Below are 18,925 nucleotides of genomic sequence, written 5' to 3' on the forward strand. Positions count from 1 at the left end.
CTGAGAAGAGAGACGGAAAGTATGCAGAAGAAGCTCGTGCAGAGTTCGCTTGCTCTGACCGCCGCTGCGGCGCTGGGTCTGGGCAGTGCGTTCTTCGCGTCGCCTGCGATGGCCACCGGCCCGCAGAAGCTCGACGTGCAGAGCGACAAGCAGGTCGAGAAGGCTCTGGCCGACATCGATGCCGGCAATGTCAACGCCTATGGCATCAAGAACGGCAAGCTCAACCTCGGTGTTGAGAAGAAGACCGATGAGATCAAGGACCTCGAGAAGAAGTTCGACAACGTCGAGGTCATCACCGGAATCGGCGAACTCAAGCCCTACGCTGCCAACGACATCGTCGGAGGCGCAGGCTACCTCGTGAAGACTCCTTCCGGTGGCGGTGCGTGCTCAACAGGCTTCTCCGGCTGGGATGACGCCGGCAATCCGGTTGTCCTCACCGCAGGTCACTGCGCGAAGGACTACAACGCCGACACCGGTGTGATCTCCGGGCCCTCGACTGTCGATCAGACCGAGCAGCCGTCCACCGCTCCCGCAGCCGGTGGCAAGGGATTCAATGCGTCGGGACTCGGCGTCATCGGCAAATGGGGCTTCTCCAGCTACGGCAGCGGAGACCTCCTGGTCGGCGAAGATTCGAGCACCTGGCCCGAGCCGAAGGCAACGGACATCGACTTCGCGGTCATGAACGTCGACAAGACGAAGTACGGCGTCAAGAACGGTGTGACGAATTGGGAGAGCGCCAGTTCCAATGATCTCTCGGCTAAGCTCGCCACGAACATCAAGCAGATCGGTTCCGAGCAGCCGGGCAAGATTCAGAAGTCAGGGCGTACGACCGGTCTGACCGAAGGCGATGTCTGGACCGAGTACAACGCGAAATTCCAGTACGCCAACATCGGTGGCTACTGGGTGCACGGATTCGGTGTGCAATCGTCGGTCGAGAAGCCGTTCTCTCAGCCCGGTGACTCCGGGGGCGGCGTCTTCCAGGGTGACACTGCTCTCGGCGTCATCTCGGGCGGTGGACCTGCAAAGGACGGGACCGGTCAGCCGTTCGAGTTCAGCTGGGTCGCTGACCTTGACTACTCGCTCCAGCAGTCCGGCGTCGACTTCACCCTCACCCCGCCGGACAACGGCGGCGGATCTGACGCGAACGCTGACGACTCGGCTGCTGCCAACGCCGATGCCGGTGCTGATGCGAAGGACGCCAACGCTGACGCGGGTGCCGACACCAAGGACGCGAACTCCGACGCTGGTGCGGACACGAAGGACGCCAATGCTGACGCCGGGGCCGACGGTGCCGCTGCGAACTCGGATGCCGGTGCTGACGGTGCCGACTCGAACGCCGGTGCTGACGGTGCCGAAGCCAATGCATCGGACGACGGCAACCCGGAGATGCCGGAAGCACCGAAGGCCGGCGACCAGACCATCGAGCCGGGCGGTCAGGTGACCGGTAAGGCCACCCCGAACGCTCAGGTCGAGGTCTCGTGGGCTCCTGCCCAGTCAGGTCCGCAGATCGCGGCCCAGGCCGCACCCGCTGAAGGCTCCAAGACCGTCACGGCTGATGCCGATGGCAACTTCACCCTCGAGGGTCCTGAGGCCGAAGGCTCCTACGCCTACCAGGCAACGACCGTCGTCGACGGACAGAAGTCCGAAGCCACCACGTTCACCGTGACCGTTCAGGCCACGGACGATTCGGGTGCCGCTGCCGATGGCAACGACGCGAACGCCGATGCCGGTGCCGAAGGCGGCGACAACGCCGACGCCGGTGCCGCAGCTGACGCCAAGGACGCAGGTTCCGACTCTGACGGTTCGAAGGACGGCGAGGCTCCTGCCGAGCGCGCCATCACGATCGATCCGAAGGAGATCGCAGCGTCTGAGTTCGTCAAGAAGGACAAGGGCGTGAAGATCCAGGTCAAGGGCTTCGATGAGGGCGAGACCGTCACGCTGAAGATCATGGCCGGCCCGAAGAATGTCAAGGGCATCGAGCTGACCGAGACCGCGAATGCCGACGGCATGGCCGGATTCTCGATCTACGGCATCTCTGCCTCCGATCCCTCGGTCTACCTCGGCAAGTACGACGTCTCCGTCACCGGTGCCAACGACACCGACGACGAGTCGCCTCTGACCGGTTCGTTCAAGGTCGTTGCCGATGACCAGGGCAACGGCGGCGGAAGCGACGACGGCAAGGGCGGCGGTGACGGCGGCGGCGATCTGCCCCGTACCGGTGCTGAGCTGACCGGTCTTGCTGCCGGTGCAGGTCTGCTGCTCGTCGGTGGTGCCGCTGTGGTGCTGACGATGCGTCGGGTCAAGAAGAACTGAGGTCTCTGACGGTCACCCTGTGACCGGCTGAGGTTTCCAAGGAAGGGCGCTTCCGGTGATTTCACCGGGAGCGCCCTTCCGCATCGCCGACTCGCTGTTGCCGCACTCCAGGCATCACCGCTGTCGGGTTCCACCGCGCAGGTCCACCCTCGAGCTGATGCAGTCGGGCAGTCAGTCATCCCAGCGAACGGGCACGGTCACTCCCGTCTCCCATTCCTCACGCAGGATCGCGTACCCGACAGCGTCGAGCAGAGTTCCGTCCGGCGTGGGCCATGCCCGACGATGGTGCGCCTCCTTCGACCAGCCCGCCCGGTCGAAGACCGTCCTCATCGCTGCGTTGTCCTCCCGCGTCTGCCCTTCGAACCTCGTCGCCGAGGTGGTCGTGAAGACATGATCCGTGGCCGCCTGCAGCGTCGGCACTCCAAGACCGCGGCCCCTGAACCGCTCTGCCAAGCGCAGATCGATCATCGGCGTCGGATCGCCGAGGTCGCCGAACCGGACGAGGCCCACCCTCCCGAGCTCGGAGTCCATCGCCCACAGCGCCGCACCATCGTCACCGACGAAGCCGGCGGAATCGACGAAGTCGGCAGCCTCCTCGGCGGACCGGGCAGTCGCATGGCCATGGAAGGGGAAGGCATTGGACGAGAAGAACTCGATGAGGGGATCACGATCGACTCCACGATGATCAATCGGCTCGAGGACTATGCTCATGGTGACCACCGTACTGTGATGGGGACCAGCAGATGCGGGGAAGGGGCTCACTGGGGCCCATGAATGTATATGGGGCACCGCTCGCAACCCCGCACTATCGGCGCACCCACACCCAACCCTGAACGGTCCCTATACTGTCCCGATGAGCCATGTGGTGCTGATGTGCGGCGCGGCGGGCTCCGGGAAATCCACCGCGGCCCGGGAGCTCGAGGCGCGCGGCATGCTGCGGCTGTCCGTCGACGTGGAGGCCTACGAGCGGGGACTGCGCAGTATGCCGCTGCCCACCGAGATCAATGCGGAGATCATCACCGACCTGCGGCGACGCCTGCTCGACGCGGTCGCGGAGGGACGCGACGTGGTCGTCGACCTGTCCTTCTGGTCCCGGGCGATGCGGGAGGAGTGGCGGGAACTGCTCGCCCCCACCGGCGCCACGGTCGAGATCCTCCACGTTGTCGCCGCTCGCGGCACGGCGCTGGCCCGGCTCCGGGAGCGCGCGGGCGCCCATGCGGACGACTTCACGCTCCCGCCCGGCCTCGCTGAGCTGTATCACGAGAATTTCCAGCCGCCGGGGCCGGACGAGGGGCCGGTGACTGTGCTGCGTACCGACGGCCTGTCGACCGCCTGACTCCGTGCGGCGGACGGCGGGTCAGGACATGTCGGCCGTGACCTTCTCCGGCTGGTGCCGCACCGCCGGCGCACCCACACTCAACCCTGAAGAGCCCGATTACCGCATCACGAAGGCCGGCATGGTCATCATCGGCCGCACTGTCATGGTGGTCGGCGGCAGGCACGCGGCCGCAATCATCCCCAAGCTCGGCATCGACGCCGACTCCGACCAGCAGCTGCTCGCACGCGTCATCGTCGAGGCACTGAGAAGGTCGGGGAGGGAAAGCGCTATGGCCGTTGAAGCAGCCCCAGTATGGGCAGCGGTCGCTGTAACAGCGGACACTGGAACAGCAGAGCAGCGGACAGCGCTGAGGGCGATCCGCACAGAAATGACTTGTCGAACGTTCAGTAATTGGTAATCTGGATCACATGACGACTGAGACCCAGAGCGACTTCGCACGAGCGACCGCAGTGACCGGACGACAGGACTCGACCTTCGCGACCGACCTCGACGGCGCCTGGACGGTCGCCGGCGCAGTCAACGGCGGCTACCTCCTCAGCGTGATCGGCCGTGCGCTGTCGGCGACGGTCCCGGAGTTCCCGGACCCTCTCGTCTTCTCCGCCTACTACCTCGGTCGCAGCGACCCCGGCCCCGCCGAGGTGGCGACCCGGGTCATCCGGGCCGGCCGCTCGAGTGCGACGCTCGGTGCTGATCTCAACCAAGCCGGTGCCCCGACGATCACGGCCCTGGCCACCTTCGGCAGCCTCGGCGCGCTCCCTGACGATGTCGCCACCTCGGCGAGCCATCCGGACCTTCCCGCCCCCGAGGACTGCATGTCGATCGCCGACGGACCCCGGGAATACCTCGACCTTGCCCCGATCGCCAGCCGATTCGATATGCGTTTCGACCCTGCCACGGCCGGATTCGCCACGGGAGCGCCGATCGGGCGCGGACTGCTGCAGGGATGGATCCGCCACAGCGACGGGGCCGACACCGATCCGTTGGCACTGCTCACCTTCCTCGACGCCTTCCCTCCCGCGATGTTCGACCTCGGTCGGTTCGGGTGGGCGCCGACGATGGAGCTCACCGCGCACGTGCGCGCGATCCCGGCGCCGGGATGGATCGCCGTGACCGTGGAGACCCGCAACATCGCCGGTGGGATGTTCGAAGAGGACTGCGAACTCTGGGATTCGACCGGGCGGCTCGTCGCCCAGTCCCGCCAGCTCGCGAGGCAGCCACGCTGACGGCGTGTGACGTCGGACCACGCTTCGTGACCTCAGGACGCGGCAGTGTCAGTGCCGCAGTCTAGAGTGATCTTCAGCACCACAAGCCGACAAACGCCGACGATGTCGTCGAGACCTTGACCGCAGCGGTGAGTCGTTGACGGCAGTGCTCTAGCGCTGGCGGCTGTGCCGAGGTGCTGACGAAAGTGCCGAACCGAAAGGAACCGTATGGCTTCGCTTCAGTCCCTGAGCATCACCTTCGACTGCCTCGACGTCGAAACCCAGTCGCTGTTCTGGGCCGAACTCCTCGGGGCGGAACTCGACGAGGGTGCGAACGAGTTCGTCGCGAGCATCGGCGGAGTCCACTCGGGGGAGTCGCCGACTCCGGGCATGCTCTTCCTCAAGGTCGATGACCACGTCGAGACGAAGAACCCGCTCCACATCGATCTCGACGACCCGAACTACCCGGCCGACGTCGACCGGGCGATCGCACTCGGGGCCACGAAGGTCGGATCCTTCGACGAGTACGGCATCGAATGGACGACGCTCAAAGACCCCGAAGGCTATGTCTTCGACATAGGACGCCGCAAGCAGAACTGAGACGCCGACGGAATTGATCTGTCGTCGGAGCAATGCACGAGAGAGTCGGAACCAATGACGAGATTGCCGACGCAACATGAGAGAACAGAGGAGTTCCGATGAGCCTGCCGCTCGATGATCCGCGCCCGAGACCGAACGAACGCGAGGGTCTCGTCGACTTCCTCGAGTACCAACGGCAGGTGCTGCGCCGCAAGGTCGACGGTATGAGCGCCGAGGACCTCGGGCGCACGACTGCGGCGTCGAGCCTCACGCTCGGCGGGCTCATCAGACATCTCACCTTCGTGGAGAACTTCTGGTTCCTCGACCGCGTCGCCGGGGAGGCGATGCCTGCCCCGTGGACGGACGTCGACTGGAAGGCTGATCCCGATTGGGATTTCACCAGTGCCGCAGACGTTGAGCCCGCCGACCTCATCGCTGGATTCGAGGCGGCCTGTGCGACATCGCGCGCGGTGCTCGAGAACATCGACGACCTCGACGCTCCGCTGAGCCGCAAACATCATGGTCAGCGACTCAACGTCCGGTGGGTGCTCATCCACATGATCGAGGAGTACGCCCGCCACGCCGGACACGCCGACCTCCTCCGGGAGAGCATCGACGGCAGCGTCGGCGACTGATCCGAGCCCGTGCGTCGGCTCACATCGCCTGCCGTGGGGGTGGGACCTGTGAGACCCTAGAGGGGACACTTCACGCCCTGTTCCCGGACGAGAAAGCGATCCTTGACCTCTCCTGCCCCGCATGAAACCAGCACGACCGACGAGCCGACCCCGCGCTCGAAGGCGTGGATCCCCCTCGACCTCGTTCGCGGATTCCTCATCGGCTCGGCCGAACTCGTCCCCGGCGTCTCCGGCGGCACGGTGGCGCTCGTCACCGGCGTCTACGACGAACTCATCGACTCCGCCGCCCACGTCGTCAAGGCCGCGAAGACCCTCGTCACAGGTCCCGACCGGATCGCCGGCGCACTCACCGAGCTGCGCCGTACCGACTGGTTCCTCATCATCCCCGTCCTCCTCGGCATGGCCACCGCGGTGTTCAGCATCGCCGGCGTCATGGCTGCGTTCGTCACGAACAACCCGGAACTCGCCCGTGGGCTCTTCTTCGGCCTCGTCGCCGCGAGCATCATGGTGCCCCTGCGCATGCTTCCCGCACGCACTCCGCGTCAGCCCATACTGCTCGGCATACTCGCGTTCCTCGCCGCGGCAGCCCTTGCCTTCTGGATGACGGGCCTCGCCGGGGGAGCCGACGTCGAGAACCCGCCGCTCATCGCCGTCTTCCTCGTCGCCTCGATCGCGATCTGCGCTCTCGTCGTCCCCGGCGTCTCCGGATCGTTCTTCCTCCTCGCCGTGGGCATGTACACGACGACTCTGCGCGCCGTAGATGAGCGAGACCTCGTCTACATCGCCGTCTTCGGCCTCGGCGCCGTCGTCGGACTCGCGGTGTTCGTCAACATCCTCCGCTACTTCCTCCACAACCACCGCTGGTGGACGCTGCTCATCATGGCCGGACTCATGCTCGGTTCACTGCGTGCGCTGTGGCCGTGGCAGTCCGCCGCCGAGGTGGGAGCCGACGGCGAACCGCACGGTGCAGGTGGGCTGCTGGCCCCCTACGACCCGGTCCTCGCGCCGATCCTGCTCGCTCTCGCCGGTGCCGTCGTCGTCCTCATCCTCGTCATCATCGAGTCCCGCTTCGCCGGCAAGCGGACTCACGAGTGAGCACGCGGACGCACGGGTGGGGCCGCGCCGATTGACGTAGAGTGAGTGTCGACCGCATCACCCTCAGATGAAGGAATGATCGAAGCATGGCGACCACAGCACTCGAAGGCACCCCCGTCCACACCGTCGGAGATCTCCCGGCCATCGGCGACCAGGCTCCGGCCTACACGCTCGTCGGCAATGACCTCGGCGAAGTGAACTCCTCGGAGTTCGCCGACAGCCGTGTGGTGCTCAACATCTTCCCGAGCGTCGACACCGGAGTGTGCGCCGCCTCGGTGCGCCGGTTCAACGAACTCGCCTCCGGGCTCGAGAACACCACCGTCGTGTGCGTCTCGAACGACCTGCCCTTCGCACAGGCCCGCTTCTGCGGTGCCGAGGGCATCGAGAACGTCGTCACCGCGTCTGGCTTCCGCAGCGCCTTCGGCAAGGAATACGGAGTGACGATGGTCGACGGACCGCTGGCGGGTCTGCTCGCCCGCGCCGTGGTCGTCCTCGACGCCAACGGCACCGTCGTCTACGAAGAGCTCGTCAAGGAGATCACGACCGAACCCGACTACGACGCAGCGGTGGCCGCCCTCGGCGAGTGAGGACTGAGGTCCTTGGCGAGTGAGGACTACCGTTCCCGCCGAGTGAGGACTGAACTTCCGGGCGAGTGAGGAGTGCCGTCCTCAGCAGATCGGGGAATGGCGCTCAGAAGCGATGAGCCCCGCCTCGGCGGTCTCGATTGTGCGGAGGCCTCGGCAGGTCGGCACGAACATGACCGCCACAGACTTGCCCGCCACATATACGAAGGACCCAGGGGTCACCCGGCCGCTGGGTCCTTCGTCGACTCTCGGCCGTCACGGCAGCCGACGGCGTGAGCTCGCGCGAGTTCACATGTCGATGACTTCGATGGGCAGCGCGTAGGCGACCCCTGCTTCCCTGCCCGTGGTCGAGCAGATGTCGGTGATCATCTCGTTCGGGTCGGGATGGTCGGGCAGAGCCTCGAGGTAGACCGTGTGCGCTTTGAGCGATTCGACGCCCTTGGCGACGTCGTCAGCGCTGAGTTCGATCGCACTCGTCGGCTGGGCACCGGTGACGAGGAGCTTCTCGGCCTTCCATGCCGCGAGACCCGCGTTGCCGAGGTCGGTGAACAGCCACGGATTGTCGGCGTCCCTGATCGCATCGATCGCTGCGACCCCGGCGGCCCGGTGATCGACGTGATTGAGCCCCCACGGGACTTCGAGGCGCCAGTTCGTCATCATCACCGCATCGGGCCGGAACTCCCGGATCCGCTTGGCGATCGCATGCCGCACCGCCTGGTCGGGTTCGAGCAGGCCGTCGGGGAAGTCGAGGATCTCGAGGTCGGAGACGCCGACGATCCGGCACGCTGAGGCCTGCTCTTCGGCCCGCAGCGGTCCGACCTCGACCGGGGGAAGGTTCCTGATCCCGGCCTCGCCGTGGGTGAGGAGCAGGTAGGCGACGGTCTTGCCCTCACCCGTCCATTTGGCCACTGCGGCAGATGCCCCGTATTCCATGTCGTCAGGATGGGCGACGATGCAGAGGATGCGGGAGAGGTCGGAATCGTCGAAGAGCGGGAGATCAGCCATGGTCTGAGCCTATGCCTCGCCTCGGTCGCGCGCCACACCCTGAATCGGCCAGAACGTGATCCCGCCGAGGTGGCACTTAAGTTCCAGCCCTCGCGCGGAGCCATCCTTCGCGTCCGGCAATCCCTCCTGCGGAGTCGTCCCTCGCCGAGGCGGGAGCGCGGTTTCGGCCCTCGCGGCGTGCCGTACGATGAACGTGTCCCTCCGACCCGATGCGAAGGCAGGCCCATGTCCCGTCGACTGCTGCTTTCCGGGCTGCTGCTCACGAGTCTCCTGACCGCAGGATGCTCGGCGTTCACGGTGAGTACGAGTGAGGGCGACTCGGCACCGGTCAAGGTCGGTGTCGGCAGCAAGCAGGGGCAGACCCCCAGCGCAGCGACTCCCACGGTTCCACCGGGGATGGACGAGGTCGCCGTCGACATCGGCCCGACGTGTCCGACCTCGATCAGCGTGGCCATCGACGACGAGTGGAACCAGCCCATCGGCTACGACGGCTACCGCCTCTACGAACGCACGAACGGTGCGCTCATGACCGTCAACTGCTACGAGAACGACGACGTCACGCCGAGTGACATCGTCGATGAGGGCACAGGGACGATCTTCGCCTCTTCGGGTTCGACGCTGCGGTCGAGTTCCTCGGGGACCCTGCCGGGCGGCGAGTACATGACGTTCACCGGCACGATCGGCGCCGATGATGTTCGCGCGATCGAGTCCACCGAGTCGTCGATCTTCGGAGCCGTGGCAGGCGTCCAGGTCGAGGGCAGGCTGTTCAAGATCACCATGGAGATGGTCGTGAAAAGCGATGATCAGGCGACGGCTGATGTCTTCGCGCAGATGCTGCCGACCCTGCAGATCGGCGGAGCTGCGCTCACTCCACCGCCGACGCTGAGCTGAGAGGCGCCGAGGCGGGACCGGGGGTCGCCCCGACAGGACTCGCGTCCGCAGCGCCGTCCTCTCCCGCCCCTGGCTGTGGTGCCGCTCCGTCCTGTGCTGCGGCTTCGTCCCGTGGTGCTGCCGCCGTCTGCGACCCCGTGCCGTCCTGTGTTGCCGCGTCGTCACGTGCTGCCGCGTCGTCACGTGGTGCTGCCGTCTCGTCGCTGCCCGGTGACCGCGTCGCCTCGAGTCGTTTGAGGAGTTCGCGCGCGGCGAGGCGACCGGCGCGGGTGGCCCCGACCGTCGAACTCGCCGAACCGTAGCCGACGAGGAAGATGCGGTGGTCGTTCGTCACCGCCACCTCGGTGTCCATGGCGATTCCGCCTGCACGGCTGCGCAGATGCAGGGGAGCGAGGTGGTTGAGTGCGGCCCGGAAACCGGTGTTCCAGAAGATGACGTCGACCTCCTCGACGCGATCCTCGGGGTAGGGCTGCCAGGACTGCGGCAGGGCGAGGTGGTCGCTCTGGGACGGTCCGAGTCCTTCGGAGGAGGCGGCCGCCTCGGCGGGACGTGCGGGGAAGTGCACACCGTGGGGGAGGATCTCATCGAACATGCCGTGGGAGACGAGGACGCCGGATTCGACGCCGTCGAGGAATTCGCGGCGCAGCGGCAGTCCGGTCGTGCGCACGACGCTGGCCGGCGGCAGGCCGGCCAGGGTGCGGGAGCGCACGGCGCGTTCGACTTCGAGACCCCAGTTGCCGTCGAATTCGCGGGAGGTGAAGTTCGGGGGTCGGCGGGTGGCCCACAGGGTGTCGGTCACCTCGGCGATCTGGAGGAGGAACTGGGTTGCGGAGATGCCGCCGCCGACGACGAGGGTGCGCAGTCCGCGGAAGTCCTCGACCTCGCGGAACTGGGCGGTGTGCAGCTGCAGGCCCTCGAATTCGGCGATGCCGGGGACGAATGGGACGTACGGGTGGGTCCACGTGCCGGTCGCGTTGATGATGAAGTCGCTGGTCAGGTGGACTCGTTCGCCGTCGAGTCGGACGGTGATCTGCAGCGGTCCGGTGCCGGGCTCGGCCGAGGTCACGGTGGCCACCTCGGCGGGACGGACGACGCAGAGTTCGAGTTCTCTCTCGAACCGGGAGTAGTAGTCGGTGACGACTGCGGAGGCGGGAACGGACGGGTCGGGGGTGCCCAAAGGGAAGCCGGGGAGGTCGGCGATGTGGTTCGTCGATCCCAGGGTCAGTGATTCCCATCGCTGCCGCCATGCGCCTCCGGGACCGTCTCCGGCGTCGAGGACGATGAAGTCCCGACCGGGCTTGAGTCCATCGCGCCACAGGTAGTGGGCCGCTGAAAGGCCGGCCTGACCTGCGCCGATGATGACGACCGGCCAGTGGGAATCGACGAGCAGCTCGGTGAGTCGGCAAACCATGGCGACAGTCTCTCAGGGACCCTTGGGGTTTTCCTGTGTGAGTTGACGGGGAGCGTGCGTGCGTCGACAGGGCGTGCGTGTAAGTTGACGGCGAGTCGGGTGAGGTCGAGGATGAGGCGGTGAACTCTCCCTCTCAGACCACGGCGAACCCGTGGCGTGCGCTGTGGGCGCTGTGCGTCGGCTTCTTCATGATCCTCGTCGATTCGACGATCGTCTCCGTTGCGATGCCCGACATCATGGAATCGTTGGATGCCGACATCAACGCGGTCGTGTGGGTGACCTCAGCGTATCTGCTCGCCTACGTCGTGCCGCTGCTCATCACCGGCCGCCTCGGCGACAAATTCGGTCCGAAGCGGGTCTACATGGTCGGGCTCGTCGTCTTCACGCTGAGTTCGCTGTGGTGCGGGCTGACGACGAGCGTCGGGGCGCTCATTCTCGCTCGTGTCGTCCAGGGGCTGGGGGCGGCGGCGATGACGCCGCAGACGATGGCGGTGATCACTCGGGTCTTCCCGCCCGATCGCAGGGGTCCGGCGATGGGGCTGTGGGGTGCGGTGGCGGGCATCGCGACGCTCGTCGGCCCGATCCTCGGCGGGCTTCTCGTCGACGGGTTCGGCTGGGAGTGGATCTTCTTCGTCAACGTCCCCGTCGGCCTCATCGCGCTCGTGCTTGCGTGGCGGCTCGTGCCGAAGCTGGAGACGCATGCGCACAGCTTCGACTGGGTCGGCGTGGTGCTCTCGGCGTGCGGGATGTTCCTCCTCGTCTATGGGATTCAGCAGGCGCACGGGGTGGAGTGGGGTCCGCTCATCGGGCCGATCACCGTGCCGTTCGTCATCGGCGGGGGAGTGGCGTTCCTCGTGGCGTTCGTGCTGTGGCAGAGGCTCACCACCGCCGAGGTGCTCGTCCCCCTCTCGCTGTTCCGTGACCGGAACTTCACGCTCGCGTGCATCGCGATGACGACGGTCGGGTTCGGGGTGACGTCGATGGCGTTCCCGATCATGCTGTGGGCGCAGAGTGTGCTCGGGTATTCGCCGACGCAGGCGGCGCTGCTGCTGGCGCCGATGGCGATCCTCTCCGGGGTGCTCGCGCCGTTCGTCGGCCGGATGGTCGATACAGGGAATCCGCGGGTGCTCGCGGGCATCGGGCTGGCATCGTTCTCTGTGGCGCTGTTCTGGTTGGGGGCGTTGCTCGGGCCGGACACCTCGCCGTGGGCGATCATGCCGCCGGTGCTGCTGCTCGGTGTGGCCAATGGGTTCATGTGGGCGCCGATCAGTTCGACGGCGACGCGGAATCTGCCGATGCGCTTCGCCGGGGCGGGGTCAGGAGTCTACAACACGGTGCGTCAGGTCGGCGCGGTGCTCGGCAGCGCGGCGATCGCCGTGGCGATGGAGTCGCGCTTGGAGGCGAACATCGGCGATGCCAGCGGAATGGCCGGCGGTATGGGCGGCGGCGAAGCGGGCGCGGGAATGGGTGCCAGTTCAGGAGTCGCTGAGGGAAGCGCCGAGATGGGTTCCAGCATGCCGCCGGCGATCGCCGAGGGGTTCGCCCACGCGATGGGGCAGTCACTGTGGGTGCCGGCGACTCTCATCCTCGTCGGGTTCGTTGCGGTGCTCTTCTTCGAGCGGCCGAAGGCGCGTGCTGGGGCGTGATTGCGGCGCGTGCTGTCGCGATGGTGGGGCAGTTGCGGTCGGGTCGCAGGGTTGGGTCGTCAGGGTCGTAACGGGCTGAGTCGGGGCGGTCAACGGAGTCTCGGGTTGAGTCGGGGCGGTCGCAATGGTGGGGCGATGAGTCAGTTGCAGTCGGGGCCGCGGGGGTTGGTTCGGCAGTCTTCGTCGACGAGGTACCGGTGGTAGCGGTAGACGTCGATCGTGAGTTCGTTGCTCGCCACGTAGGCGTAGCCGTCGATGGGGATCCAGGGGCCACCGTCGACGGAGAACTCTCCCGAGAACGTCGTCGTCATGACGACCGTCGTCGGGCCGACTTTCTGGAAGTCGTGGCCGATGGCGGGTTTCTCGCCGGGACGAGGCTTCGAGCCTTTGACCGTGGTTGTATCGCCGGTGCCGTCGCCGAAGTCCCAGTTGTACTTCTCCGGGGTGACTTTGACCGTGACGGCGTAGGTGAGCAGGGTCATGTCGATATAGCTGACATCGGCGTCGGTCCAGAAAGCCGCGGGTTTGCCGATGACCGCCCAGTCCTTGGGCCATGCATTGATCTTCGGAGCGGGGATGTCGAATGTCTGGAACTGTGATTCCGGGATCTCAGAAGGCGGTTCGGGGCGCACTGGCGCTCCGCCTCCACCGCCGGGTCCGGGACCAGGTCCGGGCAGGTCGGCGCAGATGTAGCCGAGCTCCTCATACACACAGTCCGGCGGCCCACTGCCTCCTCCGCCGCCACCGGATCCCCCGCCCCCGCCGGAGCCCCCGGAGCCGCCGCCACCGCCCGAGCCGCCACCTCCGCCGGAGCCACCGCCGTCACCTCCGCCTCCGCCGCCGGGTCCAGGCGGTTTCGGGGGTGCAGGTGGTTGCACCACGCTGCAATTCCGTTCATTCAACGCGTCGCATCCGGGGCCCGATGCAAACGCAAGTTTTGGAATCGCAATGACAGCGACACCGATCACTAAGGCGAAGCAGAGGACACGCTGACTCAGGCGCACGTCTTGCTCCAGAGCTCTTGGTTAGCAATCTTCCACGCGCCGTCTTTCTTCTTCGCGGTATGTTTCAGTGTCAAGCTCTGCGGGCTCTGGGAAGGAAGCGGCTCGCCCACATCCACAACGGCTCGATCTGAATCGTTGGAACAAAACAGGATCACCACCGAGTTCGGCTCGGCCCCCGCCGGATCGCTTTCCACGGAACGTATCTGGACCTTGTAGTAGTTGTACTCACCCGCCATGTACTGCTGATTGTCTTTCAGATCTTTCGCACTCTTGTTCAACGCTTCTAATGAACTTCCAGTTGCATACTCATCTGCGCCCTTGAGGTCCGTTCCACCCGAGGAAAAGACTCGATTCATCGTCCCGATGTAACCCTCGAACGCCAACAGCGCGCCGTCGACGGCCTTCTTCTCTTCGTCGTTGAGGTCGAGGTCCGTCGTGTATTCGGGAACCGTCGGCGCAGCCTCGGTGGGCGAAGGTTGCTGTGCTGGAAGAGTAGATGTCGGCACGGATACGGGAGAATTGTCCCCGCACGCGGTCGACGCCGCGCTCACCGCGATTGCCACGACGATCGCCGTGCATGCTCGCACGAGATGCATGGGTCGACGAGCAGGTGTTTCGACTCCGGTTCTCATTCCACGCCTCTGTGGTCCGTGATGCCGGCACCGTCACAGTCACAGTGCCCGGAAGCTCCACATTATGCGAGTTCCCGAGGATTGAGAACAGATGAAGTTGAATCTGTGGATAACCTGCCCACGAGTCGGGCGTCCAGCCACACATGCTGGAGGAGTAATCTTGTCCGAGGACAGACCCCGACCGTGACCGCCGCAGATGTGCGCGCGCCCCTGCAAGATTGGTGCCGACTGAGCAATGACCGGCCTGACGTGGATCCCGACCGAAGCCCCATCGCTGAGTGCATTCCTCGGCTTCGACCTCCAACCCATCCCCGTCATCCCCGTCATCGCGGGAATCGTCGCCGCCGGTTACATCGCAGGCTGGATTCGCCTCACCGTCCTCGGACGCCCGTGGCCCGTCTGGCGCGGCATCCTCTTCCTCCTCGGCTGCGTCCTGCTCGCCGCAACCATGGGACTGGCCATCGAAGGCTACGGCCAGGTGATGTTCTCGGTATTCATGTTCCAGCAAATGACCCTGATGATGGCCGTACCACCGCTGCTCCTCCTCGGCGCTCCGGGAACCCTGCTTCTGCGCTCGACTCCGCGCAATCTCCCGGGACGAATGCTGCTCAAGACTGCGATCTTCGGTCTGCGCTCATGGCCGGGCAAGGTGATGGTCCACCCTCTCTTCTCGCTGCCGCTCTTCCTCGTCCTCTTCTACGGCCTCTACCTCTCCAACGCAGCCAGCTGGGTCTTCAATCAGGGCGTCGGCGTCCACATCGCCCTCGAACTCGTCCTGCTGTTCACGGGTATCGTCTTCAACGCCACTCTCATCCCCGCCGACCCGCTCCCGGTTCCCGAATCCCACGTCGTCCGCATTTTCCACTCGTTCATGGAAGCTGGACTGCACGCGTTCTTCGGCGTCATCGTCATGATGGCCGCACTGCCGCTGGTCGACAAATTCGCCCAGCTCCCGTCGGGCTGGGGGATCGATCCGATGGAAGACCAGAAGCTCGCCGGCGGCATCGCGTGGGCCTACGGCGAAGGACCCGCCGTCCTCATCCTGCTGATCATCCTCATCACGTGGTTCCGCCAGGAGTCGAAGAACAACACGATCCGCGACCGCGAAGTGGCTCTGCACGGGGACAAGGAACTCGACGCCTACAACGAGTACCTCAAACGTCTCGCCAACGGCGAAGAGAAGGTCTGAGCGACCCTGCGATCCGGGCTGTCGGCCGAACTACGGCCTGACTGCGCCGGGAGGTGATGCATAGTCACTGATCAGAGCGTCAGCGTCGGCGGTGCTCGATCGAAATAATGGCAAGTAGGCTTGATCTGGAATTCGAACAGGATCGAAACTGTGTTCATGGGTAGAACAAAAAACAAAAATAATCCTTGACGCATTCGAAATGGGTGTATAATAGGGGGATCAACACAGACGTTGATGGATGGACCTGGAGGCCATGACTCTCAACCCGGATCGCGAACCCGAGAAGGCGAATGACCACGCTTCGACTCCTCTCGAGAACGTGCCCGGCTGTGATTGGGAGTCGAACGAGCTTTTCCCTGCCGGCCGTGGTGACGACGTCGGTGGGCACGATGACAACAACAACCGAGAAGATGGCACAATCGCCGACGTCATCTCGTTGCGCGACCAGCTCGCAGCGGCCGGATTCGACCTGACCGGGCATCCTCTTGCCGACGAGTTCGGCGCCAGGTATGCCGTCGACGTGAGCGAGCCGGCTTCACCCGACGGGCCCGAAATCGACTACTTCTCCACTGTCGGCGATCCCACCGGCGTCGACGATGCTCCGCGCGCCGCGGATTGTTCCGGCGCCGAGGACTTCGCACGCGTCGAGGATCGCGCTGGCGTCGGGGAGGTCGACCCCGTTGACTACGCAAACCGCAGCGAGGAAGCAGACCGGACTGAGAACGCAGACCGCACTGTAGAAACTGGTGACCAGAATGTCGCGAGCGGTAACGGTCAGCGTCTTGGCACGGAAGAGCCCCGATTCGCTGCTGCACAACAGGCGGGGGAGCAGGGAAGTTCGGTCTCTGGCATGAGCCGTCGAACGGCGGCTGATGATGAATCTCCGCCGTGGGTGACTCGGCACCCGCTTCTCACCGATGAGGCATGGGCCGATCTGACTGCATTCGCGCCCGAGGTCACCGGCAGCATCAGCGCTCTCATGGACTTCGACTCGGAGCTGCGATCGTTCGACCGCCCCATGGGTCCGAGTGAGGCTCTGCTCCTCGTCGACGGAGCCGAGGCGCTCTCACGTATCGGCGAAGCACTCTCGACCCTCGCACTCTCCGTCTACGAGCGAGTCGGAACTCCGACCGAGACCGGGGCGAAGAACACGAAAGCTCTCATTCAGAACCGCCTCAACCTCACCCCGTCCGAAGCGCATCGGCGCACCGAACTGGCGAAGAACCTCGGCGGTCGAGTCGACACTACCGGACAGGCACTCGAACCGCTGTGCCCGGAGGTGGCAGAAGGACTGCACACCGGCAAACTCTCGGCGGGACAGGCGAAGGCCATCGACGACTGCATGAACGACCTGCCGGACTGGGTGACCGCGGAGCAGCGAGCCGATGTGGAGAAACAGCTGGTCGACTATGCCCCGACAGTGCGAGTCAAGGATCTGCGGGGAATCTTCGACCACATGCTCGCCTACATCGACCCGGACGGGGAAGAACCCCGCGAGGAGACGCCTCGAACGGACTATTCGATCACGATCCGTCCGAAGAAGAACGGCGACTGGGTGCTCGGCGGACTGCTCGACCCCGTCTCCGGAGCCACCCTCAACGGGCTGCTCACCTCGCGTATCTGCTCGGCGAGCACAGACGGCGAAGCCACTGCGCCATCGCCATCGTCGGTACCTGAACCGACTTCTGGAGAGATCGGGTCGGCTTCTGGAGAGAGCACCGCTGATCACCTCGCTGTCACGGAGCAGCAATCGCTCTTCGACGTGGTCGATCCGGTGCTTCGCGGCGATGTCTTCGACGCTCCGCTGCCGGCGATGTCTGCTCCTCCCGATTGGGCCCTCCAGGCCGCGCCTGACGCAGTTGACGGCGTTGATGAGCGATCAGGCGCAGATGGCGGCAAGCATGTTGCAGGGGAGTTCCCTGTCGGAGTGGGACTACGCGAGGACGGCTCTCCGGTCGACCTCACCGCTGAACGGCCCTCGGCCAAGGCTTGGATCTACGAGCGCTTCGTGACTCTGCTGGGACGGATCAGCATGGAACAGGCCGGAACCGGCTCACCGTATGCCCTCGTCGTCACGGCAAAGGCCGAAGACCTCGCGAATGGCACTGGAGAGGGCACCACGGGTGCCGAAACACCCATCCCGATGCACGAACTCATCGCCAATGGACTCAACGGGTCGGTGTTCTTCCATCTCATGAGCGAAAGAGCGCGAACCGTGCAGGTGCTGACAGAGAAGCGGTTTGCGAACAAGCATCAGGTCGCAGTCATCACTGCTCGGGACAAAGGATGCACATTCCCAGGGTGCGACGCCCCACCCGGATGGTGCGAAGCGAACCATGTCGTCCCGTGGGCTCGCGGCGGGAAGACGGAGATCAACAACCTCGCCCTGGCGTGCAGCGCCCACCATCATCTGTTGGATCGGTCCGACTGGGAGATGCGCATGCTCATCGACGGCAGGCCGGCATGGATACCACCGGCAACGGTGGACCCTGCCCAAAGGCCGATCCTGCATCCCAGATTCATCACCGAGGAGATCATCGAATCCCTCTTCGATGGCCGCACCGACGGGCCTTAGGGCTGTCCTACTGCTTCGCGGCCTTCGCTGCTGCCTTCGCCTGTTTCTTGAAAGCCCGGACCTCTTGCAGGGTGTCTTCGTCGACGACGTCAGCGATCGACCGGCGGCTGCCCTCGGTTCCGTAGTCGCCAGCAGCTTCGCGCCACCCGGGGGCGTCCAGCCCGAACTGCTTGCCGAGGAGAGCGAGGAAGATCTTCGCCTTCTGCTCGCCGAAACCGGGCAGCTTCTTCAGACGCTTGAGCACCTCGGCACCGGTCGGTGCGTCCCGGGTCCAAATTGCCGCGGTGTCGCCGTCGTAGTCGTCGACGATCACCTCGGCAAGCTTCTGCACGCGCCCGGCCATGGACTTCGGGAAGCGGTGCACGGCAGGCTTCTCCGCGAACTTCTCAAGGAAGTCGTCCGGGTTCATCTCGGCGATCTCGTGCACATCGAGCTTGCCCAGACGGTCGGCGAGCTTCGCAGGTCCCGCGAAGGCGACCTCCATCGGCACCTGCTGGTCGAGCAGCATCCCCGTCAGCAGAGCGAAGGGATCATCGGCCAGCAGCTCGTCGGACTTGGGATCGCCGGAGAGGAACACGGTAGTCATCCGTCCATCCTCGCACGCTCGAACACGAGGCGCCATGCTCAAGCACGGTACGCGATGCCCGTTCGCAAAGCGGCATCGATGCCTGAACGCGACGCGCCATGCCCGACGCCGTGGCGCCATGTTCGTACGCGAGGAGTCGTGCCCGAACACGAGGCGCCATGAAGGCCCCGCTCGCGGAGCGGGTCGATCGTCGAGCCATGAGACCAGTCTGCTGCGTCCACCAGCCTATGAAACATCCC

At 65.4% G+C, this 18,925-nt stretch carries 18 protein-coding genes; 12 read left to right on the top strand and 6 right to left on the bottom strand.

The features are described 5' to 3' along the window. The first annotated feature begins 21 nt into the window (after nt 1–21). Nucleotides 22–2,313: a S1 family peptidase gene (locus AAHA49_RS01570; RefSeq protein ID WP_342036946.1), complete on the top strand. Its 2,292-nt coding sequence runs from the start codon at nt 22–24 to the stop codon at nt 2,311–2,313. Nucleotides 2,314–2,484: 171 nt separating this feature from the next. On the opposite strand, the gene AAHA49_RS01575 is transcribed toward AAHA49_RS01570, so the two are convergent. After that, entirely contained in the window at nt 2,485–3,024 is a 540-nt protein-coding gene (locus AAHA49_RS01575; RefSeq protein WP_342036947.1) for a GNAT family N-acetyltransferase, read from the bottom strand. A gap of 142 nt (nt 3,025–3,166) precedes the next feature. Here AAHA49_RS01575 and AAHA49_RS01580 point away from each other — a divergent pair, with 142 nt between their 5' ends. The 7 genes from AAHA49_RS01580 (at nt 3,167) to tpx (ending at nt 7,750) form a co-directional block, all read left to right on the top strand. Next, nucleotides 3,167–3,649 (top strand): P-loop nucleotide/nucleoside kinase family protein, encoded by a 483-nt coding sequence (locus AAHA49_RS01580; RefSeq protein WP_342036948.1) that lies wholly within the window; start codon nt 3,167–3,169, stop codon nt 3,647–3,649. A 28-nt stretch (nt 3,650–3,677) separates the two neighbouring features. Then, nucleotides 3,678–4,049 carry a hypothetical protein gene (locus AAHA49_RS01585; RefSeq protein WP_342036949.1) on the top strand — a complete coding sequence of 124 codons (372 nt, stop codon included), beginning with the start codon at nt 3,678–3,680 and terminating at the stop codon, nt 4,047–4,049. A gap of 10 nt (nt 4,050–4,059) precedes the next feature. Beyond that, nucleotides 4,060–4,875 (top strand): thioesterase family protein, encoded by an 816-nt coding sequence (locus AAHA49_RS01590; RefSeq protein ID WP_342036950.1) that lies wholly within the window; start codon nt 4,060–4,062, stop codon nt 4,873–4,875. A gap of 207 nt (nt 4,876–5,082) precedes the next feature. After that, nucleotides 5,083–5,454, top strand: coding sequence for a VOC family protein (locus AAHA49_RS01595; RefSeq protein WP_342036951.1), 372 nt, complete (start codon nt 5,083–5,085; stop codon nt 5,452–5,454). A 98-nt stretch (nt 5,455–5,552) separates the two neighbouring features. Continuing rightward, nucleotides 5,553–6,068 (top strand): DinB family protein, encoded by a 516-nt coding sequence (locus AAHA49_RS01600; protein ID WP_342036952.1) that lies wholly within the window; start codon nt 5,553–5,555, stop codon nt 6,066–6,068. A gap of 102 nt (nt 6,069–6,170) precedes the next feature. Next, on the top strand, nt 6,171–7,163 hold the full coding sequence (locus AAHA49_RS01605) for a DUF368 domain-containing protein (protein WP_342036953.1): 993 nt from the start codon (nt 6,171–6,173) through the stop codon (nt 7,161–7,163). Nucleotides 7,164–7,249: 86 nt separating this feature from the next. Continuing rightward, a complete protein-coding gene (tpx, locus tag AAHA49_RS01610; protein ID WP_339391969.1) occupies nt 7,250–7,750 on the top strand; it encodes a thiol peroxidase in 501 nt (166 codons plus the stop codon). A gap of 285 nt (nt 7,751–8,035) precedes the next feature. On the opposite strand, the gene AAHA49_RS01615 is transcribed toward tpx, so the two are convergent. Further along, nucleotides 8,036–8,752 carry a PIG-L deacetylase family protein gene (locus AAHA49_RS01615; RefSeq protein WP_342036954.1) on the bottom strand — a complete coding sequence of 239 codons (717 nt, stop codon included), beginning with the start codon at nt 8,750–8,752 and terminating at the stop codon, nt 8,036–8,038. 225 nt (nt 8,753–8,977) lie between these two features. Here AAHA49_RS01615 and AAHA49_RS01620 point away from each other — a divergent pair, with 225 nt between their 5' ends. Continuing rightward, nucleotides 8,978–9,643: a hypothetical protein gene (locus tag AAHA49_RS01620; protein WP_342036955.1), complete on the top strand. Its 666-nt coding sequence runs from the start codon at nt 8,978–8,980 to the stop codon at nt 9,641–9,643. Here AAHA49_RS01620 and AAHA49_RS01625 read toward each other — a convergent pair. Further along, nucleotides 9,618–11,054: an NAD(P)-binding domain-containing protein gene (locus AAHA49_RS01625; protein ID WP_342036956.1), complete on the bottom strand. Its 1,437-nt coding sequence runs from the start codon at nt 11,052–11,054 to the stop codon at nt 9,618–9,620. The two genes, AAHA49_RS01620 and AAHA49_RS01625, sit on opposite strands and share 26 nt — an antisense overlap. A gap of 119 nt (nt 11,055–11,173) precedes the next feature. On the opposite strand from AAHA49_RS01625, the gene AAHA49_RS01630 reads away from it, so the two are divergent. After that, the gene (locus AAHA49_RS01630; protein ID WP_342036957.1) at nt 11,174–12,700 is read left to right on the top strand and encodes a DHA2 family efflux MFS transporter permease subunit; all 1,527 of its coding nucleotides are present in this window, start codon (nt 11,174–11,176) and stop codon (nt 12,698–12,700) included. Nucleotides 12,701–12,840: 140 nt separating this feature from the next. Here AAHA49_RS01630 and AAHA49_RS01635 read toward each other — a convergent pair whose 3' ends face one another. Together AAHA49_RS01635 and AAHA49_RS01640 are read right to left on the bottom strand one after the other, a co-directional pair. Then, nucleotides 12,841–13,410 carry a hypothetical protein gene (locus AAHA49_RS01635; RefSeq protein WP_342036958.1) on the bottom strand — a complete coding sequence of 190 codons (570 nt, stop codon included), beginning with the start codon at nt 13,408–13,410 and terminating at the stop codon, nt 12,841–12,843. 284 nt (nt 13,411–13,694) lie between these two features. Beyond that, nucleotides 13,695–14,300 carry an IMS domain-containing protein gene (locus tag AAHA49_RS01640; RefSeq protein WP_342036959.1) on the bottom strand — a complete coding sequence of 202 codons (606 nt, stop codon included), beginning with the start codon at nt 14,298–14,300 and terminating at the stop codon, nt 13,695–13,697. 271 nt (nt 14,301–14,571) lie between these two features. Here AAHA49_RS01640 and AAHA49_RS01645 point away from each other — a divergent pair, with 271 nt between their 5' ends. Beyond that, the gene (locus tag AAHA49_RS01645; RefSeq protein WP_342036960.1) at nt 14,572–15,525 is read left to right on the top strand and encodes a cytochrome c oxidase assembly protein; all 954 of its coding nucleotides are present in this window, start codon (nt 14,572–14,574) and stop codon (nt 15,523–15,525) included. Nucleotides 15,526–16,504: 979 nt separating this feature from the next. Further along, a complete protein-coding gene (locus tag AAHA49_RS01650) occupies nt 16,505–18,100 on the top strand; it encodes an HNH endonuclease signature motif containing protein (protein ID WP_342036961.1) in 1,596 nt (531 codons plus the stop codon). Between the two features lie 7 nt (nt 18,101–18,107). On the opposite strand, the gene AAHA49_RS01655 is transcribed toward AAHA49_RS01650, so the two are convergent. After that, nucleotides 18,108–18,686 (bottom strand): HhH-GPD-type base excision DNA repair protein, encoded by a 579-nt coding sequence (locus AAHA49_RS01655; RefSeq protein WP_342036962.1) that lies wholly within the window; start codon nt 18,684–18,686, stop codon nt 18,108–18,110. Nucleotides 18,687–18,925: the final 239 nt, after the last annotated feature.

This window comes from Brevibacterium ammoniilyticum, assembly GCF_038429965.1.
Taxonomy (GTDB): domain Bacteria; phylum Actinomycetota; class Actinomycetes; order Actinomycetales; family Brevibacteriaceae; genus Brevibacterium; species Brevibacterium ammoniilyticum.